23 protein-coding genes are annotated in these 24,147 nt (G+C 41.0%); 14 read left to right on the top strand and 9 right to left on the bottom strand.

What is annotated here, in order from left to right:
* Positions 1-14: 14 nt before the first annotated feature.
* Complete coding sequence (locus AACZ73_RS17930; protein WP_339879991.1) at positions 15-2,492, bottom strand: DUF5686 family protein; 2,478 nt, start codon at positions 2,490-2,492, stop codon at positions 15-17.
* Positions 2,493-2,657: 165 nt separating this feature from the next.
* On the opposite strand from AACZ73_RS17930, the gene lhgO reads away from it, so the two are divergent.
* Positions 2,658-3,860, top strand: coding sequence for an L-2-hydroxyglutarate oxidase (gene lhgO, locus AACZ73_RS17925; RefSeq protein WP_339879989.1), 1,203 nt, complete (start codon positions 2,658-2,660; stop codon positions 3,858-3,860).
* Positions 3,861-4,092: 232 nt separating this feature from the next.
* On the opposite strand, the gene AACZ73_RS17920 is transcribed toward lhgO, so the two are convergent.
* The 6 genes from AACZ73_RS17920 to AACZ73_RS17895 all read right to left on the bottom strand — a co-directional run bounded on the left by AACZ73_RS17920 (position 4,093) and on the right by AACZ73_RS17895 (position 10,585).
* Positions 4,093-5,610, bottom strand: coding sequence for an FMN-binding glutamate synthase family protein (locus AACZ73_RS17920; RefSeq protein ID WP_339879987.1), 1,518 nt, complete (start codon positions 5,608-5,610; stop codon positions 4,093-4,095).
* Between the two features lie 49 nt (positions 5,611-5,659).
* Entirely contained in the window at positions 5,660-6,625 is a 966-nt protein-coding gene (locus AACZ73_RS17915) for an alpha/beta fold hydrolase (protein WP_339880143.1), read from the bottom strand.
* Positions 6,626-6,801: 176 nt separating this feature from the next.
* A complete protein-coding gene (locus AACZ73_RS17910; protein WP_339879986.1) occupies positions 6,802-7,152 on the bottom strand; it encodes a hypothetical protein in 351 nt (116 codons plus the stop codon).
* Positions 7,153-7,157: 5 nt separating this feature from the next.
* Positions 7,158-8,363 (bottom strand): NAD(P)/FAD-dependent oxidoreductase, encoded by a 1,206-nt coding sequence (locus AACZ73_RS17905; RefSeq protein WP_339879984.1) that lies wholly within the window; start codon positions 8,361-8,363, stop codon positions 7,158-7,160.
* A 37-nt stretch (positions 8,364-8,400) separates the two neighbouring features.
* Positions 8,401-9,939, bottom strand: a complete 1,539-nt coding sequence (locus tag AACZ73_RS17900; RefSeq protein ID WP_339879982.1) for a helicase HerA-like domain-containing protein — start codon at positions 9,937-9,939, stop codon at positions 8,401-8,403.
* A 238-nt stretch (positions 9,940-10,177) separates the two neighbouring features.
* Positions 10,178-10,585, bottom strand: a complete 408-nt coding sequence (locus tag AACZ73_RS17895; protein ID WP_339879980.1) for a DUF4332 domain-containing protein — start codon at positions 10,583-10,585, stop codon at positions 10,178-10,180.
* A gap of 334 nt (positions 10,586-10,919) precedes the next feature.
* Here AACZ73_RS17895 and AACZ73_RS17890 point away from each other — a divergent pair, with 334 nt between their 5' ends.
* Complete coding sequence (locus AACZ73_RS17890) at positions 10,920-11,522, top strand: molecular chaperone DnaJ (protein ID WP_339879978.1); 603 nt, start codon at positions 10,920-10,922, stop codon at positions 11,520-11,522.
* Between the two features lie 241 nt (positions 11,523-11,763).
* Here AACZ73_RS17890 and AACZ73_RS17885 read toward each other — a convergent pair whose 3' ends face one another.
* Positions 11,764-12,366 carry a tetratricopeptide repeat protein gene (locus AACZ73_RS17885; RefSeq protein ID WP_339879976.1) on the bottom strand — a complete coding sequence of 201 codons (603 nt, stop codon included), beginning with the start codon at positions 12,364-12,366 and terminating at the stop codon, positions 11,764-11,766.
* A 10-nt stretch (positions 12,367-12,376) separates the two neighbouring features.
* The gene (locus tag AACZ73_RS17880) at positions 12,377-13,192 is read right to left on the bottom strand and encodes a 2,3,4,5-tetrahydropyridine-2,6-dicarboxylate N-succinyltransferase (protein WP_339879974.1); all 816 of its coding nucleotides are present in this window, start codon (positions 13,190-13,192) and stop codon (positions 12,377-12,379) included.
* A gap of 21 nt (positions 13,193-13,213) precedes the next feature.
* On the opposite strand from AACZ73_RS17880, the gene AACZ73_RS17875 reads away from it, so the two are divergent.
* The 12 genes from AACZ73_RS17875 to AACZ73_RS17820 form a co-directional block, all read left to right on the top strand.
* Positions 13,214-14,335, top strand: a complete 1,122-nt coding sequence (locus AACZ73_RS17875) for a hypothetical protein (protein WP_339879972.1) — start codon at positions 13,214-13,216, stop codon at positions 14,333-14,335.
* Positions 14,336-14,649: 314 nt separating this feature from the next.
* Positions 14,650-15,312: a metal-dependent transcriptional regulator gene (locus AACZ73_RS17870; protein WP_339879970.1), complete on the top strand. Its 663-nt coding sequence runs from the start codon at positions 14,650-14,652 to the stop codon at positions 15,310-15,312.
* Complete coding sequence (locus tag AACZ73_RS17865; RefSeq protein WP_339879968.1) at positions 15,309-16,223, top strand: zinc ABC transporter substrate-binding protein; 915 nt, start codon at positions 15,309-15,311, stop codon at positions 16,221-16,223. Before AACZ73_RS17870 ends, AACZ73_RS17865 begins: the two co-directional genes overlap by 4 nt.
* Positions 16,220-17,008 (top strand): metal ABC transporter ATP-binding protein, encoded by a 789-nt coding sequence (locus tag AACZ73_RS17860; RefSeq protein ID WP_339879966.1) that lies wholly within the window; start codon positions 16,220-16,222, stop codon positions 17,006-17,008. Before AACZ73_RS17865 ends, AACZ73_RS17860 begins: the two co-directional genes overlap by 4 nt.
* A 1-nt stretch (position 17,009) precedes the next feature.
* Positions 17,010-18,302, top strand: coding sequence for an iron chelate uptake ABC transporter family permease subunit (locus tag AACZ73_RS17855; RefSeq protein ID WP_339879964.1), 1,293 nt, complete (start codon positions 17,010-17,012; stop codon positions 18,300-18,302).
* Positions 18,292-19,188 (top strand): metal ABC transporter permease, encoded by an 897-nt coding sequence (locus tag AACZ73_RS17850; RefSeq protein ID WP_339879963.1) that lies wholly within the window; start codon positions 18,292-18,294, stop codon positions 19,186-19,188. Before AACZ73_RS17855 ends, AACZ73_RS17850 begins: the two co-directional genes overlap by 11 nt.
* 11 nt (positions 19,189-19,199) lie before the next feature.
* The gene (locus AACZ73_RS17845; protein ID WP_339879961.1) at positions 19,200-19,652 is read left to right on the top strand and encodes a thioredoxin fold domain-containing protein; all 453 of its coding nucleotides are present in this window, start codon (positions 19,200-19,202) and stop codon (positions 19,650-19,652) included.
* Positions 19,649-21,031 carry a tRNA uridine-5-carboxymethylaminomethyl(34) synthesis GTPase MnmE gene (gene mnmE, locus AACZ73_RS17840; protein WP_339879960.1) on the top strand — a complete coding sequence of 461 codons (1,383 nt, stop codon included), beginning with the start codon at positions 19,649-19,651 and terminating at the stop codon, positions 21,029-21,031. The genes AACZ73_RS17845 and mnmE overlap by 4 nt, the downstream gene beginning before the upstream one ends.
* Before the next feature lie 241 nt (positions 21,032-21,272).
* Positions 21,273-21,626 carry a helix-turn-helix domain-containing protein gene (locus AACZ73_RS17835; protein ID WP_149393299.1) on the top strand — a complete coding sequence of 118 codons (354 nt, stop codon included), beginning with the start codon at positions 21,273-21,275 and terminating at the stop codon, positions 21,624-21,626.
* The gene (locus AACZ73_RS17830; RefSeq protein ID WP_149393300.1) at positions 21,623-22,717 is read left to right on the top strand and encodes a site-specific integrase; all 1,095 of its coding nucleotides are present in this window, start codon (positions 21,623-21,625) and stop codon (positions 22,715-22,717) included. Before AACZ73_RS17835 ends, AACZ73_RS17830 begins: the two co-directional genes overlap by 4 nt.
* Positions 22,714-23,739 carry a DUF6617 family protein gene (locus AACZ73_RS17825; RefSeq protein ID WP_272987538.1) on the top strand — a complete coding sequence of 342 codons (1,026 nt, stop codon included), beginning with the start codon at positions 22,714-22,716 and terminating at the stop codon, positions 23,737-23,739. Before AACZ73_RS17830 ends, AACZ73_RS17825 begins: the two co-directional genes overlap by 4 nt.
* 198 nt (positions 23,740-23,937) lie before the next feature.
* The coding region (locus AACZ73_RS17820; RefSeq protein ID WP_339879957.1) for a helix-turn-helix domain-containing protein at positions 23,938-24,147 on the top strand (210 nt) is incomplete at its 3' end.

The following is a 24,147-nucleotide window of genomic DNA, read 5'->3' as shown; positions in this document are numbered from 1 at the left end:
AATAATAAAAAATTCTAAAGTATTATCTGTCCACTTATTTTTATTGCAAATGGCTTTGCCTCAGGATTATCCAGATAAGTCATTCTATGGAAAAAGTCTACCCGGAAAAACTTAAAGATATTTTCTATCCCGTAACCTAGCTCTATATAAGGCTTAGTAGGGTCCAACCTTCCGAAGGTGGCTAAAGGATTACCATCTGGATCTAAAGTAGGTGCATTCGCTATATTTTTATCACTTACAGAACCATAGAGGATATTCGCATTTCCTACAGCCCGCCATTTTAGCTTTTTAATTAAGGGAACCTTATTTAAAAGAAAGCCTTCAAAATAATGTCTATATCGCAAACTTGCATATTGATCTGAGGCAAACTCATTGAAGTTCATCGTATTGAAAGCAGCTGATGTATAGAATAAGGTTTCGTTACCCAGATGGTTTTTCAAAACAGGATATGGCACTTCCCCAAATACTTTGGCAGCATCAAACTCATAACGGGAAACTCCAAAAATTCCCATATTAAGTCGCTGATAAACATAGAAATTCAGTTTGGAATAGTTGATATCGCCTCCTAGCCAATTCATACCTTTGGCATAACTCAATTCAAAAATTGGCCATCTTAAAGGTCCCAAGGATGTTCTTTGGTTATCATTAATCAGGATGGTTTCGTCCCGACCGTATCTGACTCCGATTTTAGCCTCAGTAGTCTCAAAATTAGATCTGTATTCTCCTGTTCCTTTTTCTAAGTAATAGAAATCGTACAATGGCTCAAACTTCATGAAAGTCAAATCCGAATACATCAAAAATCCTTTGAAAAACTCACGCTGGAAATTTACTTGATGTTTTTTGCTGAAATAAGGTCGCCTCAATGTCCCAAATCGACTAGCTGCCAAAAACACGCTGTTTCCCTGCAGACTGGAAATCTCCAAACCAACCTGATCAATTTCCTTCTGAGTGGATAAGGAAACTGAGGTCCAATGCAACCTATCCAAGATGCGGGTGACTTTAGCAGAATACTTCAGCTCAGCATCCTTAAAACCATAAGCTCCGTAGCCATTTAGAACCCATTTATCACTGAATTTCAGATTGGTACGAAATCCCATTCCCAGTCTTACTCCTTCTATGTCATTGTAATTGAAAAATCCCGGCCAAGGTCCAATATCCACCTTACCTACAGGCAGATAGCCTGTTCCAAAAAACTTAAGCCCTTCAGAATAAAAACGAACGATAGGAATTCGCTTGAGTGTATCCACCATTCTAAGCACTGCTATTTCTTCCTGAGTCAAAATATCCTGGCGATTATCTTTCCAGAATTCTTCACTTGCTTCGTCAAAATCAGGCATCAGCGTAACCGATTGATTAAAAAAGGAAGTAGGCTGGGGTTCATTTATTTTTATGCTATCTGCTGAGGTATAGAATTTAGCTAGTAGACCTGCAGTCTTTGGAGTGATTTGGCCTATTTTTATCTGAACTCTTGTTTTTGCAGGAATCAACGGACCTGCAGAAGTTGGTATCAGCTCTTGCTGAATTTTGATCCGCTCGATGAAGTTTAGGTTTGCCTCTTTTGGAATCGTCAAATCCACCTGCTTTAAGGCATAAGTCTCTTTATTGATCCATATATTCCCAGAAAAGGCCAAGTCTTGCTCTCTCAGAGGATATACTTTAAGCAAATAACAGGAATCATTTCCCACCATTACAGAGTCAATCAAATCGTAATCATAAAATTGCTTCCAGCCATCTGCAATTGGCGAAACAAATTCTTTCCCTACTATGGAAAGCCAGTTTCTGTAAAAATTATACTCCTGAAAAGCAGATCCCGTAATCTGTGAGGTAGTCGATCCATCGGTAATCCCCACACCCGTTACTTTGGACTTTTCCACTATCTCCTTTTTCAGCTCAGGATTATTTCTAAAGTAAAACTTGGAAAGGGTCTCAGAGAAAAATACTGGCAATATTTTTTCCCCTTCATCATTTGTGAGCTGCTTGATCGAATCCAAGACCGCAGTTACCTTCTGAACTGTTTTACGCTGGGTAAATTCTTCAGAAACATGATCTATATCTATTTCAATCTTTGTATAATTCTTTGTTTGATAAGCAGATAACTCTCTTTTATCAAAGTATTTTTTACGGTCAACGGCTTTTCGGATAACCGTAAAAGCAGGATTTTCCCCAGCCTCAAATACAAAAGCTTCCATCTCAAAATCTGACGGCTTTAACTGAAAATTAACGGTTTGATCGGCGACTTTTTCCAAAGCCTTTATGGCAGTGATATACCCCAAATAGCTAACGGTGACACTGTCGGTCAAAACTCTGACTTCAATAATATAATTTCCTTCAAAATCAGTAGAAATGCCCGTGGTCGTCCCCTTCAATAAAACAGATGCAAAGGGAATGGGATCCCCAGTGGCCGAATCAGTCACTTTTCCCTTTACCACAAACTGGGCAATGGATTGGCTGCTAATCAGAAATAGAATAAGGAATAAGTAATTGCGGATCATCTAATGGTAGTGGCACAGAAAGTAATTCATGCAAAATAAATTCATTCGTGATTCAAATCGCTACCTGTCTCCTTAAAAATTCTAAAGCTTTAATAAAACTGAGTTTATTCAATGAAGCAAATTTGAAAATTCCACTAGTATATTTGAAACATTAAAAGGAATAGCATGACATACGACATAGCAATAATTGGTGGTGGAATTGTGGGACTGGCAACTGCACTTAAAATCCAAAAAGCGCGACCTAACCTCAAAATCGCACTTTTGGAGAAGGAAAATCAATTGGCAAAGCACCAAACAGGTAATAATAGCGGAGTAATACATTCCGGCTTATATTACAAACCTGGGTCTCTCAAAGCAACAAATTGCATAGGTGGATATCATGAATTGATTGAGTTTTGTGAGGAAGAAAAAATTCCATTTGAGATCACTGGGAAAGTGGTGGTAGCCACACGTGAAGAGCAAAAACCTCTATTAAATAACTTGTTTGAGCGTGGGATACAAAATGGACTGGAAGGCACAAGGTATATTACTATGGAGGAGCTAAAAGAATTTGAACCTCATTGTGCAGGTGTCGCAGCACTTCACGTCCCACAAACAGGGATTGTTGATTATTTTAAAGTTGCATTGGCCTATGGAAGAAAAATAATTCAAAATGGAGGTGAAATATTTTTAAATCATAAGGTACTGAATATTAAACAACAGGATGGAGTTAACTTCATTGAAACTTCCAAAAAAACTTTTCAATGTAAGCTAGTAATCAACTGCGCAGGATTGTATTCTGACAAGGTTGCCCAGATGAGTGAACAAGATCCGCTGGACGTTAAAATCATACCTTTCCGTGGAGAATACTTCAAGCTAAAGAAGGAAAGGGAATTCTTGGTTAAGAATCTGATTTATCCTGTTCCGGATCCTAATTTTCCTTTCCTTGGAGTACACTTTACCCGGATGATGAAAGGTGGCGTGGAAGCTGGACCAAACGCAGTTCTAGCTTTTCGCAGAGAAGGATACAAAAAATCCCAAATCAACCTGAAAGAACTTGCTGAGTCCTTGGCTTGGCCTGGATTTCAGAAAGTCGCCGCTAAATATTGGCAAACCGGTTTTGGTGAAATGTACAGATCTTTTTCAAAGGCAGCATTTACTAAAGCCTTGCAGGAATTAATTCCGGAAATCCAGGAATCTGATTTGACAGAAGGTGGTGCAGGAGTAAGAGCACAGGCATGTGACCGAACTGGTGGTCTGCTTGATGATTTCTCCATCCGGGAGTCTGCTCACGCGATCAACGTGTTAAATGCTCCTTCTCCAGCAGCTACTAGCTCACTTGCAATTGGGGGAACCGTGGCTGAGTTGGCGTTGAAGAGGTTTTCTTAAGCTCTGAAGTATTAGTCCTTTATCTGGCTCAAGTCTAATGACTTGGGCCTATTATAATGCAGTCTTTATACTGAGTATTTAATTTTTATTAATCTTTTTGCATCAATCTGAAGACTTTAATTGCCACGGCACAAGTCATTTTTTGCACAATCTAGGTCACACTGAGCGAAGTCGAAGTGTCGAGAAAATACATAAGTTTAGTAACATTCGGGACGATACTCCAAATGCTAAACTACACCTGAGTATTCACAGAATCAGGTAAATATCTATTTGCAAGTTTGATCATTTCGTCACCTTTCACTAGATCACTAGCGCTTAATTCTGAGGTATGCTTGTGTCCCGATGCTCCTAGTAGCTCCTGAACCGCATGTACAGTATTTTTATGAAAATTGTATACGCGCTCGGATTTATCGGTGATGACTAATCCACCCACCAAGCTAGCTTTTTGTGTAGCTACACCCGTAGGACATTCATTTGTATTACATCTAAGGGCCTGAATACACCCTACGCTAAACATAAATCCTCTAGCTGAATTACAAATATCAGCACCAAGAGCAATATTTTTTAGGATTGCAAAAGCTGAAATAGCTTTGCCCGAGGCAATGATTTTGATTTGATCGCGAATCTGGAACTTCTCCAAAGTCATTCTTACAAAAATAAGGGCGGGCTCAAGTGGAAGTCCCACACTATCGGAAAATTCTAAAGGAGCCGCACCGGTTCCTCCCTCTGCCCCATCCACGGTGATGAAATCCGGATAAATCTTTTTATTGACCATTTCCTTGCAAATAGCCATAAACTCCTCCGTTCTTCCTACACAAAGCTTGAATCCTACAGGTTTTCCTCCTGATAGATCTCTCAATTTGCTAATGAACTCCAACAGTTCAGAAGCATTGGTAAATGCACTATGTGCAGGTGGGGAAAGAATAGTCGTTCCTTTCATCACTCCACGAATTTCAGCTATTTCAGCAGTGTTCTTTACTCCTGGCAAGACTCCTCCATGACCGGGTTTTGCTCCTTGGGAAATCTTGATCTCTATCATTTTGACTTCCGGCCAATTTGCCTTTTCAGTAAATTTTTCCTCACTGAAATTGCCACGCTCATCCCTACATCCAAAATAGCCAGTTCCGATCTGCCATACCAAATCACCACCTTCCCTGTGATGAGCACTAATTCCTCCTTCTCCGGTATTATGGGAAAAGCCTCCCTTTTTAGCGCCTAGGTTCAGCGCTTTCACAGCATTTGAACTTAGGGAACCAAAACTCATGGCAGAAATATTAAAAATAGATGCTGAGTAAGGTTGCTTGCAGGAGTCATTGCCTATAATCACTCTGGGATCTTCATCATTGGTATGGACAGCGTAAATTGAATGCCTAAGTCCAATGTAATCCTCTCCGTTAATATCCCGCTGAGTACCAAAAGGATGTGTATCATTAACATTCTTTGCCCGTCTATAGACTAAGGATCTGAGATTCCTGCTGAAGGGCGTTCCATCTGTATTGGTCTCAATAAAATACTGCTGTATCTCCGGGCTGATTTTCTCCAATAAATATCTAAAATGTCCAATTACTGGAAAGTTTCGAAGGATTGCATGGGTTTTCTGATTGATATCATATAGACCTATTGCAAAGAGGATTGCAAGAATTCCCAGTATAAAATATCCAAACTTGAATTGGACGAACTGGAAATACCACATTAAAAAAAATGTAAGCAAGCTTAGCAAAACCAAGCTTGTGAAAAACAGCTTTCTCATTTCAAAATCATTTGACGATTAAGCGCACAATATAGCAAAAGACTTAGGGCTACCCCTGATTCAAGAGGAATTCTTGAATTCTGTGCTCTGCCCAAGTGAACTCTTGCCCCCCTACAAGAAAGCCCGTATGACCTCCTCTGTCCGGCATTTCTAGTGTAAGTAAATCCATACTTTCCGCAAGCTCTGTGGGATAACACTCAGGGCCAAGAAGTGGGTCATTTAGCGCATTCAATACGAGCGTTGGAATTTGTATAAATGGCATAAACTGGTCAGCACTTACAGACCTGTAAAAATCTTCTGCATCCCTGAATCCATGAAGTACAGCAGTGAAGTATGTGTCGAAAGTATCGAAATCAGAAACTTTCTCCAGCAGATCCAGATCTAGTAGATTTGGATACTGGGCAGCCTTGGCTCGAATTTTAATTTTAAGCTTTCCCAAGAACCTATTTCTGTAAAAAGAATTACCCCTATGTTTCAGAGTGGCAGCACTGGAAAGTAGGTTACAAGGTGTAGAATAAACTGCTGCTCTCTTAATCTCAAAAGGCAAATCATAGCCCTTTTCCCCTAAGTACTTCAGTGTTTGGGCTCCTCCCATACTGATTCCTGTCAGGTAAATCTCTTCATAAGAATGGTTTTTGAGCACGTGACATACTGTGGTGTCTAGATCATAACTTGCTCCATGGTGATATAACATGGGATTCAAATTCATTTCACCGCCACATGAACGATTGTTCCAGACCAACACATCAATTTCGCTGGAATTAAACAACTTAACGATTCCTCTCACATAGTGTCTCTCTGAATGCCCTTCCAACCCATGAGAGACAATAAGAAGTTTTGAACTGTTAACTTTTGACCAATCCAAGTTTAAGAAATCTCCATCCGGCGTGTCTATTTTTTCCCTTACATAGCTGACGTTGGAAATTTTCCTGAAAATACTGGGGATAATAGTTTCCATGTGACCATTGAACAAATATGCAGGAGGGCCAATGTAGGTTGAATTTATTATGCTCATTGTACAAACATCCGGGGGGTTAGACTTGGTATAATCCTTTTCGCCTCTGGTAAGAAGCTTCACATGAAATTCATTTTATCTTAAAATCCAGTAAGTAAATGGTCATTACCTTTGGATTATAGTACTTCATAGGGTAATTTTTATAAAATCGGAGCGGCGGGGGTCAGCTCCTTTTTTTATTTAATCAATTCGAATACTCGTATAATGGCTGCGTTTAGTTTTTCTATCAAATTCTGATAATGGGTGATAAAGTCCATTCCATCAAATCCGTGGTTTTCAATTATCTCTTTGCCGATGTTCAGCTCCTCTATAATATGACTTAAATCAAACATATAGAGTGTTGGTTTTAATTTATGTCGGATTTGCTGAATAATAATATCATCTTTATTCAATACCCCTTCAGCATACTTTTCCTTCAGCTCAATAAGCCCCTTATATATTGCTATAGTTAATTCTGCCTGAAAAGCTTTATCGCCATCTGACATATCAAGGATAAGCTGATCAAGATCAGGGTAGATTTGTTGCATATCGATTATTTTGAAGCATTTTCTCCAGCGAGAAATCCTGTCGACCAAGCAGCCTGAAAATTAAAGCCACCTGTAATTCCATCAATATTCAGGACTTCTCCGGCAAAGTAAAGGTTGGGGTGATATTTACTTTCCATTGACTCCGGATTTACCTCATCTAAGACAATTCCGCCTGCTGTTACGAATTCTTCTTTAAAGGTAGTTTTTCCTTCCACTTTCAAATTATAGCAAAAAAGATTCTGTACCAACTTATTAATTTGCTTTTTTGACAAAGTACCATATAATTGGCCAGATTCTATAGTAGATCGTGCACAAAAATGTTCCCAGAGCCTTGCGGGGACATCAAATAGTGTATTACTAAGTAATTTTCGATTGGGATGTGCAGCCATGTAGCTCTTGATATGTGAGCTATACTGCTCCTCCCCATATGCTCCATTCCAATTGATTAATACGTTTGCTACATAACTATTTTCCTTCAACCATTGGGCTCCGAAGGCTGACAGTTTTAATACGGCTGGCCCACTTACTCCCCAATGCGTCACTAAAACAGGTCCTCTGTATGTCATTTTAGTACCTTCGATCTTTACAATACCATCTGATACAGAAAGTCCCATCAACTCGCGAAGAGATTCTTTGGGCGTATTAAAAGTAAATAGTGAAGGAATTGGGTCTGAAATAGTGTGTTTTAGATTTTCGAGAAATCTGTAATTATCCAATTTGGGATTTCCCCCAGTTGCTACAATTAACTTATCCACGTAATATTCTCCCTCGTCTGTGTCAAGCTGATATCCACCAGACACTGACAAAATGGACCTTACCCCGCAGGATTTTCGAATGGTAATATTCAGCTTCTGAGCTTCTATGAGCAAGGCATCTATTACGGATTGGGATGAGTCTGAGACGGGAAACATTCTACCGTCTGCCTCTACTTTCAGAGAGACTCCTCTACTTTCAAACCACTGGATGGTATCTTCTGATTTGAATCTTGAAAAAACACGTTTGAGAAATTTTTCACCTCGCGGATAGTTCTTCACGAGTTTGGAGATTTCCATCGGGCGATGTGTCACATTACATCTACCTCCTCCTGAGACTTTCACTTTTGACAAAAGTTTGGGAGATTTTTCAAAAATAGTAACCTCTGCCCCTGGAACACTTGCATGTATAGCGGCAAAGAATCCTGCTGCTCCCCCTCCTATTACTGCTATTTTCAAAACCTATATCCTCCTAATATACAAACACTTAAAATCATTACCTTTTTCTTCGGAATGAACCTAAAATCCCTCTAGTGAGCTCTCTGAAAATTGTCCTTCCTATCTGTCTTACCATCGTGTTTTTGCTCAATTCTTCTATTAAAGATTCATCTTCCTTAGTTCTTCTTGAAGTTTTGGTAGCAGTTTTTGGCCCTGGCAATTCCGCTTTTTTCTGCGTCTCTTCGAGCTCAGCCATTTTCTTTTCCAATAGCTCAAAAGCACTCTCTCTGTCTATATCTTGATTGTATTTGTAAACCAACGCAGAATTCCCGATTACTTCATCTATTTCCTCAGGATTTAAAATATCCATTCTTGTGATGGGAGCTCTTACCAAAGTATGGGCTAGTGGTGTAGGAATACCTTTTTCGTTTAAAGCCGTAACTAATGCCTCCCCAATACCCATGGAAGTAAGGACATTGGAAGTATTAAAGTAAGGGGAATCAGGATAGTTTTCAGCAGTTTTTGTGATGGCCTTTCTATCCTTTGCAGTGAATGCCCGCAAGGCATGCTGCACCTTCAATCCCAGCTGTCCCAATATATTGTCCGGCACGTCCGTGGGAGTTTGCGTGCAGAAATAAACTCCTACCCCTTTAGATCTAATCAATTTCACTATAGCTTCTATCTTGTCTAAAAGATCGTTGGAAGCATTTGAAAACACCAAATGTGCTTCATCTATAAACAAACAAAGTTTGGGCTGATCAGCATCACCTTGCTCAGGAAAAGACTCATAAATCTCCGAAAGCAGGCTTAGCATAAAAGTAGAGAACAATTTCGGTCGGTTTTGAATATCGGTCAGCCTGATCACTGAAATAACACCTTTTCCATCTTTTGTTCTTAAGAAATCTTCAACTTCGAAGGATTTCTCTCCAAAAAATCGCTCGGCTCCTTGCTGCTCCAGTTCAATAATTTTACGCATGATCGTATTTACCGATGCTGAAGAAACCTGTCCATACTCCTTTTGTATAGCTTCTTTGCCTTCATTGGTAATGAATTGGAGCACCCGCTTCAGATCCTTCAAATCCACCAATGGCAAGTGATGTACATCGCAATAGCGGAAAATAAGGGAAATAACTCCTTGCTGTGTATCATTTAATTCGAGTATCTGGGCGATTAAAACTGGTCCAAATTCTGAAACGGTAGCTTTCAGCCTAACTCCTTTTTCATCCGAGATGGACATTAACTCTATAGGTAATGCCATAGGCTCATATTCCACTCCTATTATTTCCGAACGGTTTTTGATAAAGTCGTTGGTGGTTCCCGGCTGAGCAAGACCTGACAAATCACCTTTCAAATCCATCAAAACAGAAGGCACTCCTTTCAGTGCCAATTGCTCTGCCATCACTTGTAGGGTTTTGGTTTTGCCTGTGCCCGTTGCTCCGGCAATCAGGCCATGTCTGTTCATGGTTTTTAAAGCAATCTTGATTTGCGCACCGTTCACCGGCACACCGTCTAATACGCCTGTACCGAGAATGATAGAGTCTTTTTTATATTTTTGACCCTCGTCCAAGTGGGTAATGAATTCTTCTGTTTTACTCATGTTTCAAAGTGATTGATAAACCAAACTACAAAAAAACCTTGATGCCGATGGCAAAAAGGTTTTCAGAATAGTATAGAGTATGTTTTTAAATTAAATCTATATCCGCTTTAATATCACTAAGGACGCAAAAGCAAACTAGTATGGATTAAAATTTATAATTGATGTCACATCGGTCTTCTGACTAGATAAGCAGAGAATCTAAGGCGACTGGCATCATTCGGATAATCATATTAAATTATCAATAAGTCACTACAGGTTCCAACGATTTTGCCTGTTCCACAAAGTCTTCTACTTTGGAAGCAGATGGAACTATCCTCGTAAGACCTTTCTCTTCCTGAGTTTTGACCAAAGCTGCATGAAGATTTTCAGGGTTTCTGGTTCGTAACTCTTTCACTGTATCTACTCCAGTGGCTTTCAACAGCTCAGCAAATTGGCTTGCAATTCCATTGATTCTAAAAAGGTCGGCCATGTTTACCCAATCTAATATTTTGCCCGCGTCTAATCCTGATGCATCAGCAATTGCTTTTCGGCCTGATTTTGATGACCCCTTGTCCAAAAGTCCTTCTACTGTAGATATGCCAGCTGCTGCCAGTTTGTCTTTCATTACGGGACCGATGCTCTCGATCATTGTGATTTGATTTCCCATGTTCGTAATTTTTAGGGTTAAAGTTATTTGACTGAAATTCGAGTCCAACTCAAAAGATCTATCATTAAGTTGTGACTGGAATTTAATCTTAAAATAAAGACAATTTTTTACTTCAAAAATCCATTAAGCAGAATATGGACAGATTTGCACTTTTGGAAATATTAACTTTACCAAGAAGAAACTTCTACCTTTATTGCTTCAGTAGAAAAACAATAACCCTGTGAGCTTAAAATTTCACCCTCAACTATTCCTTCTTAGCTGTTTGTTCATTTTGGCTATTAGCCAGGCATCTTTAGCACAGATAGGTCCAAACTTAGGTCAAACTGACCATTGGATGAAAAGCGCAAAAGCAGCCCTGGAAAGAAATGACTTTGAAACAGCCAATTCTATTTTCAGAAACCTGATAGATTCTGGGCAATCCTTGCCAGAAGAGATGCCTTATTTGTTTGCAGAGACGCTTTTCGAACTCAAACAATATGACAATTCAGCTAATTTCCTTAATAAGTATTTAGAATTAACTGGCTTTACAGGATCACATTATGAAGCTGCGCAGGAACTACAAAAGCGTTTGGAGACTCCGCTAAAGGAAATTCAGGAATGTCAGTTGTGCGACCGGAGAGGGTATCGTTACAAGACGTGTTTCACCTGCGAAGGAAAGCGACAAATCGAGCAAGATTGCAACTATTGCAAGGCTAAAGGTGTGGTTGGATGTAGTAGATGCAGCGGTTCAGGCATGATCACCAAAGTGAATGTATTTAAAATTGTTGAGTACTATGAGTGCGAAAGATGTGCAGGAAAAGGAAGACTTACCTGTCCTGTTTGCGAAGGTAGCCTGAAGGAAGTGAGCTCCTGTAGAACTTGTAATGGAAGCGGAAAACTAAGCTCTGAAGATATTTGTGACCATGTGGGCGAAGAACATGAACATACGGGTGAATAAGTAAAAGGGATGAGGTGTAGATAAAAAGTTATTACGTAAAAGGCTTACTTTTTTGTAATAGAGAACAGTCTCAGTTTTCAGCCACAGTAATGAGATTTATTTCACATTTATTGATTTGACAGGCAAAACGTCCATGTTTTGATGGAAAACAATTACTCTAAGTTCTACCCTCGATGATGTACTAATTGTACTCAGTTGTTTAGAAAAAACATAAAAAAACCGGTCTAAGCCGGTTTTTATTTTATTTGCAATACTTAGCGTAAGCTTCTTCTGCTCCTGGATATTCTAAAGCACGTGCCAGCTGGAAATCTTCGCAGGAAGATCCCACCTTTTTCATTGCTACTTTGAGCAAGCCCCTGTTGTAGTAAGCCTGGCCAAAGTCTTTATCGACAGAAATTGCATTCCCATAAGCTTTCAACGCTTCATCAGGTTTGCCTAGCTGATGCAATGCGCGAGCCTTCATAAAAGAAGCCATTGCTGGGGCACCCGAAATTTCTGCTGCCTGATCTGAAAAGAGCAAAGCATTTGTATAGTTCTTTTGGTTGTAATGAACATTTGCAAGACTTAGTAGAACCTGAAAATTATTTGGTTCGACCGCCAATGCATTTTCGAAATCAGCAATTGCCTCTTCATAATTTCCCTGTTCTTCATTCGCTCTCCCTCTATTATAAAGCATCCGGAAATCGTTTGGCTTGAATTTCAAATCTTCAGAATACTCAAGCGCTGCTTTCTCATATTCTCCTTTATTGAAATAAGTGTCTCCTGAACTGGTTTTCTCTTCTGCACAAGACCAAAGAGAGGCTGATATAAATAGAGCTAGAATTGCTCTTTTGCTCGTTTTCATTATTGTTAGTTTATACTGCTAAACTGTTATCTCTAAGCGCATCATTTAGGGATGTTTTAAGATCTGTGGAAGCTTTTCTTTGACCGATGATCAAAGCGCAAGGAACTTGGAAAGTGCCCGCAGGGAAGTTTTTTGAAATAGAACCCGGGATCACCACCGAACGCTCAGGCACGTAACCCTTGTATTCTACAGGCTGAGCTCCGGTCACATCGATGATTTTTGAACTTGCTGTCAACGTAACACCAGCTCCAATCACTGCTTCCTTACCGATTCTCACACCTTCTACTATGATTGCTCTGGAACCTATAAAAGCTCCGTCTTCGATAATCACTGGTGCTGCCTGGATTGGTTCTAAAACTCCTCCTATACCTACTCCACCACTCAAATGAACATTTTTGCCGATCTGCGCACATGATCCGACAGTAGCCCAAGTGTCAACCATCGTGCCACCCTCTACATACGCTCCTATATTAACATAACTTGGCATCATCACTACCCCTGAGGCTAGAAATGCTCCATAACGCGCTACTGCGTGAGGAACTACACGCACACCTTTCTCAGCATAATTAGTTTTAAGAGCCATTTTATCATGGAATTCGAAAGGTCCTACTTCGATGGTTTCCATCTTTTGGATAGGGAAATATAGAATTACAGCTTTCTTCACCCAGTCGTTCACTTTCCAGTTACCGTCTTCAGTTGGCTCAGCTACACGTAGTACACCAGCATCCAGATCAGCTATTACAGCTCTTATCGCTTGCTGGGTTGTTTCTTCTTTTAATAATTCCCGGTTTTCCCAGGCCTTTTCTATGATGGTCTTCAGTTCCATTATTTTGGTTAGTTTCGTTTAATGAGTGAAAAATCTGCTTCCCTAATTCCAGTCTTGATCGCGTCAAGCCTTAAGCCCGCCAAAGATACGAGAGCTTGGGGAAAGCTTGGCCTTTCGTTGCGAGAAACAGGTCTATATCGCTTAAGTTTTATGGGATTTTCACAATTACCCCTGAAAAATTGCAAAGATGAAAACTATTATACCTCCCTTTCCAGTACACACTCAATATGGGGAAGAATTTTCTCACAGATAAAGTTTGTACGAGTCCTGCTTAAAATTCGGCCAAAAATCCTGATTTGCTGCACCTATGAATTTCTACCCTCTGCATCATTTTTCAAGCGACTTATAGGCTACAAATTAGTCTATGATGTACAGGAAAACTATGTCAAAAACCTGGAGTTAAACCCTAACTTAAGCAAAGAAAAAAGAGGCCAAGCTACTAGCATAATCAGAAGAATGGAAGGTGTAGGCGGAGTGGACTTGTTCCTTCTTGCAGAGAAATGCTACCGACAAGAGATGCCTGATAAATCTCCTTATCTGATTTTGGAAAATAAATATGCCGGAGAAATTCAAGATATTTCTTCATTCAAATTCCCTGAAAGAACTGGCTACAATTTTTTGATTTCAGGTACGCTCACTCCTGCTTTCGGCACACTCGAAGCAATCAGTTGGTTCAAAGAAATCTTAAAGGAATACCCTAATTCATCCCTTAAAATAATTGGTCATTGCACCTTAGCAAACTTCAGAATTGAGCTTCAAAGAGCATGTGAAAATGTCCCTCAAATTCATCTAAATCCCTCTGTATTTGCTATACCTCATGAGGAGATAATTGCAGAGTATTCTGATGTGGATTTCGCGTTTTTACCCTACCAAAATAGAGAAGCTATCAAGGATAAAATGCCGACCAAACTATTTGAATCCGCTGCGCTAGGAGTGCCTGTTTTGATTGGTGGAAATCCAAAGTGGCTTGAATTTCTAAAACCATTTTCAGGCGGATTGCCCATTGATTTTTTTGACTTAGCAAACGCAACCACCCAATTCAAAGCAGCTCTGAATCAGGAATACTTCACCCAAAATCCCCCTGCTTCAATCCTGTGGAAATCCCAACACCAGGATTTCATCACAGCAATCTCCTCCCTTTAAGTTCCAAATAGGATGTGGATTACTATTCACACTTATCCACCTATGCCCTATTTTCGACACTGGTTTCTTCCAAATGGAAACTGGGATATTTTCACAAATTTGGAAGCTATTCGGAAATAGACACCTATCCAATATTTTAATTTTCAGCAGTTTATATCAATATTTAATTTTAACTAATCTTATTTTTAGTCAAGACTAAAACAGTAAACACATTCGAAAAGGGGTTATCCACAGTCGATTTAGCCCATATTGAAAATATTTTAAGCTTTATCTAAATTTATATTTATATTTGTCTCAGTACAAATTGGAATCTCATGACCCTAACTATAGCCGAAGAGAATTACCTAAAGGCGATCTATCACCTATCGGACGGCGGAACTAAAAGTGTATCCACTAATGACGTGGCAGCGGAAATAAAAACCAAAGCAGCTTCTGTCTCTGACATGCTCAGAAAACTTGGAGAAAAAGAGGTGATCGAATACCGGAAATATTACGGTGTAAACATCACGGAAGAAGGTAAAAAAAGAGCACTACAAACTATCCGAAAGCATCGACTTTGGGAAGTGTTTTTGGTGGACAAATTACAGTTCGCCTGGGATGAAGTTCATGAGGTGGCAGAGGAGTTAGAACACATACAATCACCCCTATTAATTCAACGCCTCGACGCTTATCTGAACTACCCAAAATTCGATCCGCATGGTGACCCAATTCCGGATGAATATGGAGATGTGAAAGCCAGGCCTAGAGTTGCTTTGATCGAAATGGATATTGACCAGTCCGGTCAGATCGTAGCCGTGAAAGACAGCTCGGCAGCCTTCTTAAAATATCTGGATAAGGTGGGAGCTTACATAGGAGCAAGAATAAAAATATTGGACAAAGTGGAGTTTGATGGGTCTATGGAAATTCTCGTCGATCAGAAAAAAACACTCTTCATGTCGAAGGATGTAGCAGCAAATATTTTGGCGATTCAGTCATGAGCAAACTAATACTATTACTAGTAGTCCTCCTTCTATCTTTTGCCTGCAAATTTGAAAACAAGGAAGAGAGAACTAAGCCAAGAATTGTAGCCACTACCAGTATCCTGGCTGACGGAATCAGGAATATTGTCGGTGAGAATGCTGAGGTGGTTTCCCTTATGCCGGCAGGTGTAGATCCGCATTTGTACAAAGCGTCAGTCCGCGATTTGGACTTACTTCAAAACGCGGACATGGTTATTTACCACGGACTATTCCTTGAGGGAAAAATGACTGAGATTTTTGAGAAGCTTACCTTCAGCCAAAACCTGATAAACGTCTCAGAAGATATTTCAAATGAATTACTTCTTCGAACCGGACCTGAAGCGCACTCCGTAGATCCACATATCTGGTTCGATGTATCGCTCTGGTCCCTGGCCTTGACACATGCTTCGGAGGAATTGATCAAATGGAAACCAGAATGGAAATCAGCTCTCGCTAGTAATACCGAATCTTATTTAAACCAACTCGCCGAGCTGCATAAAGACAACCTCAATAAAGTAGCTGAGCTGCGCAAAGCCAACCAGGCGCTGATCACAGCACATGATGCTTTCTCCTATTTCGGCAAAGCATATAATCTCGAAGTTTTGGGACTGCAGGGATTATCCACATTGAGTGAGCCTGGACTTAGAGATTTGACTGGCTTGGTAAGTTTCATAGTGGAGAGAAATATTCACGCTGTTTTTGCGGAGCAGACCATTTCCCCAAAAGCAATAGAAGCCGTGGTGGCAGGATGTGAAAATCAAAACCATGAAATCAAATTGGCAGGCCCGCTTTACACCGATAGTCTTGGCGCTGAAGACTCCACTGCCGGCACCTATATAGGAATGGTAAAAACCAATGTTCAAGTAATCTTTGAAAGCCTAACACAATGATCATAAACGTAGATTCCCCAATTTTAGAAATACACGATCTCACGGTCAGTTACGATCAAAGTCCAGTTTTGTGGAACGTGGATCTGAGTTTGCCCTCAGGAAAGCTGATCGGAATACTTGGCCCAAACGGTGCAGGAAAGTCAACTTTAATCAAAGCCATCATGGGGCTTATTCCAACCACCGGAGGCTATGTCAAGATTTTTGACCGGGAGTTAAATGACGTGAGAAGCCGCATCAGTTACGTTCCCCAGCGGGAATCAGTGGATTGGAATTTCCCTGCATCTGTGCTGGATGTGGTGATGATGGGTACTTACGGAAAGCTAGGACTTTTTCGAAGACCTGGAAAAAAGGAGAAGAAAATAGCCATGGATTGTCTCGAGAAAGTTGGGATGCAATCTTTCGTGGATCGGCAAATCTCTGAGCTTTCCGGAGGACAACAGCAACGAGTATTTATTGCGAGAGCTTTGGCTCAGGAAGCAGATTTGTATTTGATGGACGAACCGTTCGCTGGTGTGGACATGGCTACAGAAACAGCAATCTTCCAGCTTTTGCAGGAAATGACTTCAGCAGGAAAAACCGTCATCGTCGTTCATCATGACATACACTCTGCCATGAATTACTTTGACTGGATCATTATGCTGAATCTTCACCTTGTTGCTTCCGGACCAAAAAAAGACGTGGTCACCGAAGAGCTATTGAGAAAAACGTATGGCGGCAAACTCAACCTGCTGACCAAAGTCACAGACATCATCAGACAAAAGGACTTTAATCCATTGAAAAATTGATATGAGCGACTTTGTCTATTTCTTCACATTTCAGGACGCATCTATTGCCTTTGTGGTAATCGGTATCACGCTCTTAGGCATCGGTTCTGCTTATGTGGGAACCTACAGCTTTCTGGACAAAAAAGCCTTGCTCGGAGACGCCATCTCCCATGCAGTTCTTCCCGGGATTTGCCTAGGCTTTATGTTGGCTGGCGAAAAGAACCCAATCTATATTGTGACAGGTGCATTTCTATCCGGAGCCTTGGCTACCTTTCTTACTTCCTGGCTGAAAAGCAAAACCCGCTTAAGTGACGATGCAATCATTGCTTCCATCCTTTCCATCTTCTTTGGATTTGGCGTAGTCCTACTTACAGTCATTCAAAAATCCGGCAATCCGGAAATGGCGGGACTCAACCAGTTTATCTTTGGAAATGCCATCGCGATTCTGGAGGAAGACCTTTACATCTATGGAGGCCTGGCAATTTTGATCATCCTTACCTTAACTGCTTTCCGAAAGGAATTTTCCATGTTAGTATTTAATGCTGACTTTGGAAAATCCATTGGCTACCCAATGGGTGCGATCAGATTGATATTTAATGTGCTGATGATATTAGCTGTAGTGATTGGAATCCAAGCAATCGGCGTGGTGTTGATGGCTGCCTTGCTGATTACTCCTGGAGCAGCGGCTAGATTCTGGACCGACAAACTCGGGAAGCTTCTCTTGATCGCCGGGGCATTTTCGGCAGTGTCTGGCATCCTTGGAACCTATGTTTCTTTTGTAATTCCTCAGATGCCTACTGGCCCTTGGGTGGTAGTATGCCTTTCAATCCTTGCCGTGATTTCCTTTCTTTTTGCTCCAAAGAAAGGAGTGCTTTCACGCTTCATCGCTAGAAAGTATTACCTTAAGAAGACCCACCAGGACCATTTATTGAAGTTGATTTTCCACGGAATCGAAGGAGGCAAAAGCACCTTCACCATAGAGGAAATCTATCAGTCTTTTCCATACAGAAAGAGAGAAACGAAGCATACTATTGATGAATTAATCAAAGCCAACCTAATTACTATTAATCAAGGTTTTATAGACTTTACTATTAAAGGAAAATCGGAGGCTAAGCGCATTGTAAGACTTCATAGACTATGGGAACTTTACCTCAATGAGTACATGAATATTGCTCCTGATCACGTACACGATTCTGCCGAAAAACTGGAACACATACTTACCCCTGAACTCGAGGCTTTATTAGAGAACAGACTCAATTATCCTAAACTCGATCCTCACCAGGAGACTATCCCCCGCGACAACGATGAGCTTTGACCAAAACGCATTTCTGATCATTTTCACTGCTTCCCTGATCTCCATTTCCTGTGGACTGCTGGGCGTATTTATGATGCTGCGCAAAATGTCCATGACGGGAGATGCCATTTCCCATGCCGTACTTCCCGGGATAGTAATTGGATTCTTCTTTTCAGGAAGTCAGCGGGGACTGGAAGTAATCATTGGAGCTGGAATTCTCGGGATTTTAGCTACTCTAGTGATAGATTGGCTGAAGAACAAAGCCAAAGTTCAACTGGATGCATCCATAGGAATAACCTTTACCCTGCTTTTTGCCATAGGCATCATCTTGATCAATATGCTGGCATACAAGGTCGATCTGGATCAGGAATGCGTGTTGTATGGGGAAATTGCTTACCTTCCTATTGACCTTTGGATTACGAAAGCTGGCTTTAGTATGGGACCTAGAATCACTTATTTGGCCATATTGAATTTAGTTTTGGTAAGTGCTTTTATTATCCTCTTGTACAAGGAATTAAAGCTTACGAGTTTTGATGAAAACTTTGGCTTAGTGATCGGCATTCCAGCTGGGGCAATTAATCTGGCTTTGATGAGTATGGTATCTTATACCACGGTTAGTAGTTTCGAAGCGGTTGGTGCCATTTTGGTAGTGGCTTTACTCGTGGTCCCTCCTGCCACAGCTTTCCTTTGGACGAAAAAATTAACATCTCTTATAAAACTTACCTGCGGGTTAGGTATTTTTATTGCAATTGCAGGATATTATGCCGCATATTTGGTGGATAGTTCTATTGCCGGAATGATGGTAGCCGTTGGCGGACTGTTATTTCTAGGGTCGGCCTTATTCAAAAGCATTAAGCCAAATTGGGCTTTCGGAACTTCCACAAGCGTCAAGCCGTTGGAGAATTGAAATTACACAGCATGAAAAAAATAGTATTCATAGGTTTCCTTTTACTAGCTGCCAACTTTGCGCAAGCTCAGGAAAAAATAGAATGGCTGAAATTCGAAGATGCGGTGGCCGCTTCGGAAGCAAACCCAAAGATGCTTTTCGTAGACGTGTATACCGATTGGTGTGGCTGGTGTAAGAAAATGGATAAGGATACGTTCACCGATCCAGCTGTCATCAAATACATCAACGAGAATTTTTATGCAGTCAAAATGAATGCGGAAGATGACAAACGCACCTTTGACTTTAAGGGAAAGAAATATAGTGAGGCTAAAATGGCTGCAACAATGCGCGTACAGTCCTACCCTAATTTTGTGATCATCGACCCTACGCTACAGAACATCACGCAATTACCGGGATATAGAGAACCGATTCCATTCCTAGCTGGCCTTGGTGAGATCGTTGATAAAGGATTTGGTACCAAATGAGTTTTTCCCTTTCCGAGCAAAATGATACCATCATAGCATTAGCAACCCCTCAGGGCGTTGGCGCTATTGCGGTCATCCGCCTTTCAGGCAAAGATGCTATTCAACTTACAAACGAAGTTTTTTTTGGAAAAAACCTGGAAAAACAGGATTCTCACACGATACATTTTGGAACCATCCGCGATGGAGAAAAAATCATCGATGAGGTGTTGGTTTCTCTATTCATTGCTCCCAAATCATTCACCAAGGAAAATGTAGTGGAAATATCCACGCATGGATCTTCCTATATCATCAATCAGGTTCTCAAACTTTTCATCCGCAAAGGTGCCCGGCCTGCCAAGCCCGGAGAATTCACCCAGCGCGCATTCCTAAATGGGCAATTCGATTTGGCCCAAGCTGAAGCTGTTGCCGATCTGATTCATGCCGACTCCGAAACTTCCCATCAAGCTGCACTCAGCCAAATGCGTGGAGGATTCAGTTCTGAAATACAAGAACTTAGATCTCGATTGATTCATTTTGCTTCAATGATAGAATTGGAGTTGGATTTTGGTGAGGAGGACGTGGAGTTTGCCAGCCGTGAGGAATTACGAGCCCTGGTAGAGCGCTTACTTCGGGTAGTTGAAGAATTGATCCTGAGCTTTGATCTGGGAAATGTGATCAAAAATGGTATGCCTACTGTCATCGCCGGAAAGCCAAATGCAGGAAAGTCCACCCTTCTGAATGCCCTACTCAATGAGGAAAAAGCAATCGTTTCTGAGATTGCCGGCACGACTAGAGACTTTATTGAAGACGAAATAAATATAGGTGGAGTAATCTTCCGCTTTATAGATACTGCAGGTTTGCGCGAGACGACCGATACCATTGAAGCCATTGGAGTCAGCCGAACTCAGGAGAAAATGAAGTCAGCTTCATTGATCTTATACCTCTTTGATCTAGGTGATACAGACTTGGTAGAGATCAATCGTGACGTTAATAAGCTGGAAAACCAAGGTGTTCCCTTCCTGAAAGTTGCAAATAAGGTGGACAAGGGTAACTCCCAGTTAATAGGTGAGTTAAAGGAGAAGCATCCGGATACTATTTTTATCTCTGCAGGAAAAAAGGAAAACTTGGAAGAACTCAAATCAAGGATTCTTGTGCTGGTGAATCTGGATAAATTCAGAACAGGAAATACGGTAGTGACCAATGTACGTCATTACGATTCCTTAGTCAAAACCCGTGAGTCCTTATTGGATATTCTTACTGGATTGGACAATGAAGTCACCAATGACTTTGTAGCTATGGACATACGCCGCTCCTTACATTTCTTAGGTGAGATCACAGGTGAGATCACGACGGATGATCTTCTGGAGAATATTTTTAGGAATTTTTGTATCGGAAAGTAATTACATTTCCATTGATACACTAAACCCTTCTTTTACTTGCTTTTGGGCGGTTTTTACTTCCTTTATTTGTTGCTAAGTTTCCATTTTTTACTTATATTTGTTTCTAATCTGTTGCTGATAGAAACAAACTTGTTGTTAGCAACAGATATTTTAAACACTGGCGAATTGATGTTACATAGAGATACATCCCGATACAAAGGGATACACTCTGATACAGAAACAAGCACCAAAAGGAAACACCATGAGCAGCAACATTCGAGTACCCAAAATCTGTCAGCACTGCGGAACTGAGTTTATTGCCAAAACTACGGTGACCCAATATTGCGGAGACAACTGCGCCAAACGTGCATACAAAAAACGTCAAAGGGATGCCAAGCTCCAGGAGGTAGCCCCTACTGCAATCCAAAAACAAGAGTTCATCCAAGAGCAAGTCAATGAAAAGGATTTCCTCAGCATTGCGGAAACCTGCAAACTCCTTGGAGCAAGCAGAATGACCCTGTACCGTCAAATTAAGAACGGGAATATCCAGGCTGCCAAGATCGGCAGGCGTACTATCATCAAAAGAGCAGCAATCGAAAAACTTTTTCAAGCATGAAGGTAACACTAAGAGAACGCAACCAGGGCGGACAAACCAGCCTATACCTTGACTACTACCATAAGGGCAAGAGAAAGACAGAGTATCTAAAACTATACCTCAACCCGAAAGCCAGAACAAAGGAGGAAAAAGAGGTCAATAAAAAGACTATGCAATTAGCCGAAACCATTCGAGCACAGCGACAGATTGAAATCCAAAACGGAGTTTATGGCTTTCGGGATCAGGAGAAGCTAAAAGGCAGCTTCCTTGCTTATGTTGAATTGCTGGCCAACCAAAGGCAGGACAGCCCCGGAAATCATGGGAACTGGACAAGTATGCTCAAGCATTTGAAAGCCTTTTGCGCTTATGACATTGCTTTCTCAGAAGTGGATAGGCAATTTGTCCAGGACTTCAAACACTTCCTTGATAAAAAGGCCATAGCCCACGGAGAACAGAAACTATCCCAAAACTCCAAGTACTCCTATTTCAATAAACTCAGGGCAGCACTCAAGCAAGCCGTAAAGGATGGTATCATTCCAACCAATCCGAGTGAAGGAGTTGAAGCATTCAAGCAAGGTGAACCGGAAAGAGAATTTTTGACACTGGAAGAGCTGCAAGCTGCAGTAAACGCAGAATGTGAAATTCCGCAGATGAAAACAGCTTTCATCTTTTCATGCCTTACCGGGCTTCGCTGGTCAGACATAAACAAACTCCTTTGGTCTGAAGTGCAGCACTCCAATGATATGGGGTACTATATCCGTTTCAGACAAAAGAAAACTAAGGGAGCCGAAACCTTGCCCATTTCAGAACAAGCCTTTGGATTACTTGGAGAACGTCAGGACAAAGACGAGAGGGTTTTCAAAGGGCTGAAATATTCAGCCTGGCATAACCTGAAATTGCAGCAATGGATGATGAAAGCCGGAATATCCAAAACAATTACTTTCCATTGCGCCCGGCATACTTACGCCACATTACAGCTTACAGCAGGAACAGACATTTATACGGTTTCAAAGCTCTTAGGCCATAGGGAATTGAAAACAACCCAGGTCTATGCCAAAATCATTGATGATAAGAAGAAGGAAGCCGCCAACAAAATCAAACTGAATCTATGAGCGCATCATTAGAAACATACAACAGGATTCTGTTTCTCGATCTTCGCCCGTGGTTATTGTCGGGCGTTTCGGAATTGAAGTTTAAACAGGATTTAAACGACCTTAAAAAAGCATTCTATCAGGTACAGCCCCAGTTTGAAGTTTCATTTCCCAAGGCACTCAACAACAAGCGGAAATACTTCCAAGCCCTGATAGATTCAGAAGCTACTGAATACCTGAACCACCTCCACAAGCAGGTGAATGAAAGTATCAATGCCAACGCCAAGAAGTATCACGTTCACATGGCATTGACCAGAACACTCAATGAAAAGCTTCGGGAGATTGCCCAGGTGATCCAGGAACAGAACTACAGCCCTGAACAATACGATCCAAAGTTTGGCACCTTGCAAACCAACACCTCCACCAATGATGAAGCTTTCATTATCTGCTACCTCAAACACCAGCTTGTGCGCCTGTACATGGAAGTTCAGGAGTGCTTTCCTGATCAGTTAAAAGAAGAACCACTTACTGAAGATGATATTTACCTGACATACTTCAACCATACGGCACCAAATCCTTCACACATTGCCGAAGCGGTACAAATACAGGTTGCCAGTCCTTCTGCCCCCCGACCCGCACCACAACCATCTAAACTATTCAAGGCAATATCAGGTGATGTAAGAAATGATGCGAAGGGTATTCTTCCCTATGAAACCATCATTAAAACGCCTACTCGCTTTGCAAGCTTCGAAGAATCTCTTTTCCAAAATGGGTACATTGATGAGAACTACAACTTCACCGATAAGCACGGAATGAAAAATGAATTTGCGGCCATCTACCACCAATTAATAAAGAAGGGATATTTCAATGCACGCACTTTTCAACCAATGAAGGCGATTAAAGACGTTGATATTCGGAAATTCCTTGACCACCGCTATCAGACCAACCTCGACAAACAATTCAGAAACTACCGCCAAAATGCAGAAGCATTAGCGGAATACATAGACTCTCAGTACTGGCTCACCAGTTTACCCCTCGGTTAAATTGCGGTAATTTTCTGTCAATTTACCATTTCAAATTTCCACTCATCTCCTAAAGTATCTGAATTTCAGCCTGTTACACAGGTTGAAATTTCCATTTTCAAGACTACCAGAGACCCCTTCTGACCTTTGCTATGTCCTTGACAATCAAGGATGACATTTGGCCAAGTGTCCATTTCTAACTCTTCAATAAGTAAGACAATGGACGAAATAATAGAACGTCTTGACAATCTCCAACGCCTAATTGAGAGCCAGGGGATTTACACAAAGGAAGTTTTAAACTTCAATGAAGCTTGTCAGTATCTGGAGCTTTCCCAATCCCACTTGTACAAGTTGACAAGTGCAGGGAGCATTCCGCACTACAAGCCCAATGGAAAGAAGCTCTATTTCAAAAGAAGCGAGTTGGAAAGC

Source organism: uncultured Algoriphagus sp. (assembly GCF_963974835.1).
Taxonomy (GTDB): Bacteria; Bacteroidota; Bacteroidia; order Cytophagales; family Cyclobacteriaceae; genus Algoriphagus.
The sequence above is the reverse complement of the archived record's forward strand: the minus strand, read 5'-3'. Positions and strand labels throughout refer to the sequence as shown.

Excerpts from the sequence above, each read along its gene's own strand:
- AACZ73_RS17930 (WP_339879991.1), bottom strand. The coding sequence starts at position 2,492 with ATGATCCGCAATTACTTATTCCTTATTCTATTTCTGATTAGCAGCCAA.
- lhgO (WP_339879989.1), top strand. The coding sequence starts at position 2,658 with ATGACATACGACATAGCAATAATTGGTGGTGGAATTGTGGGACTGGCA.
- AACZ73_RS17920 (WP_339879987.1), bottom strand. The coding sequence starts at position 5,610 with ATGAGAAAGCTGTTTTTCACAAGCTTGGTTTTGCTAAGCTTGCTTACA.
- AACZ73_RS17915 (WP_339880143.1), bottom strand. The coding sequence starts at position 6,625 with ATGAGCATAATAAATTCAACCTACATTGGCCCTCCTGCATATTTGTTC.
- AACZ73_RS17910 (WP_339879986.1), bottom strand. The coding sequence starts at position 7,152 with ATGCAACAAATCTACCCTGATCTTGATCAGCTTATCCTTGATATGTCA.
- AACZ73_RS17900 (WP_339879982.1), bottom strand. The coding sequence starts at position 9,939 with ATGAGTAAAACAGAAGAATTCATTACCCACTTGGACGAGGGTCAAAAA.
- AACZ73_RS17895 (WP_339879980.1), bottom strand. The coding sequence starts at position 10,585 with ATGGGAAATCAAATCACAATGATCGAGAGCATCGGTCCCGTAATGAAA.
- AACZ73_RS17890 (WP_339879978.1), top strand. The coding sequence starts at position 10,920 with ATGAAAAGCGCAAAAGCAGCCCTGGAAAGAAATGACTTTGAAACAGCC.
- AACZ73_RS17885 (WP_339879976.1), bottom strand. The coding sequence starts at position 12,366 with ATGAAAACGAGCAAAAGAGCAATTCTAGCTCTATTTATATCAGCCTCT.
- AACZ73_RS17880 (WP_339879974.1), bottom strand. The coding sequence starts at position 13,192 with ATGGAACTGAAGACCATCATAGAAAAGGCCTGGGAAAACCGGGAATTA.
- AACZ73_RS17875 (WP_339879972.1), top strand. The coding sequence starts at position 13,214 with ATGAGTGAAAAATCTGCTTCCCTAATTCCAGTCTTGATCGCGTCAAGC.
- AACZ73_RS17870 (WP_339879970.1), top strand. The coding sequence starts at position 14,650 with ATGACCCTAACTATAGCCGAAGAGAATTACCTAAAGGCGATCTATCAC.
- AACZ73_RS17865 (WP_339879968.1), top strand. The coding sequence starts at position 15,309 with ATGAGCAAACTAATACTATTACTAGTAGTCCTCCTTCTATCTTTTGCC.
- AACZ73_RS17860 (WP_339879966.1), top strand. The coding sequence starts at position 16,220 with ATGATCATAAACGTAGATTCCCCAATTTTAGAAATACACGATCTCACG.
- AACZ73_RS17855 (WP_339879964.1), top strand. The coding sequence starts at position 17,010 with ATGAGCGACTTTGTCTATTTCTTCACATTTCAGGACGCATCTATTGCC.
- AACZ73_RS17850 (WP_339879963.1), top strand. The coding sequence starts at position 18,292 with ATGAGCTTTGACCAAAACGCATTTCTGATCATTTTCACTGCTTCCCTG.
- AACZ73_RS17845 (WP_339879961.1), top strand. The coding sequence starts at position 19,200 with ATGAAAAAAATAGTATTCATAGGTTTCCTTTTACTAGCTGCCAACTTT.
- mnmE (WP_339879960.1), top strand. The coding sequence starts at position 19,649 with ATGAGTTTTTCCCTTTCCGAGCAAAATGATACCATCATAGCATTAGCA.
- AACZ73_RS17835 (WP_149393299.1), top strand. The coding sequence starts at position 21,273 with ATGAGCAGCAACATTCGAGTACCCAAAATCTGTCAGCACTGCGGAACT.
- AACZ73_RS17830 (WP_149393300.1), top strand. The coding sequence starts at position 21,623 with ATGAAGGTAACACTAAGAGAACGCAACCAGGGCGGACAAACCAGCCTA.
- AACZ73_RS17825 (WP_272987538.1), top strand. The coding sequence starts at position 22,714 with ATGAGCGCATCATTAGAAACATACAACAGGATTCTGTTTCTCGATCTT.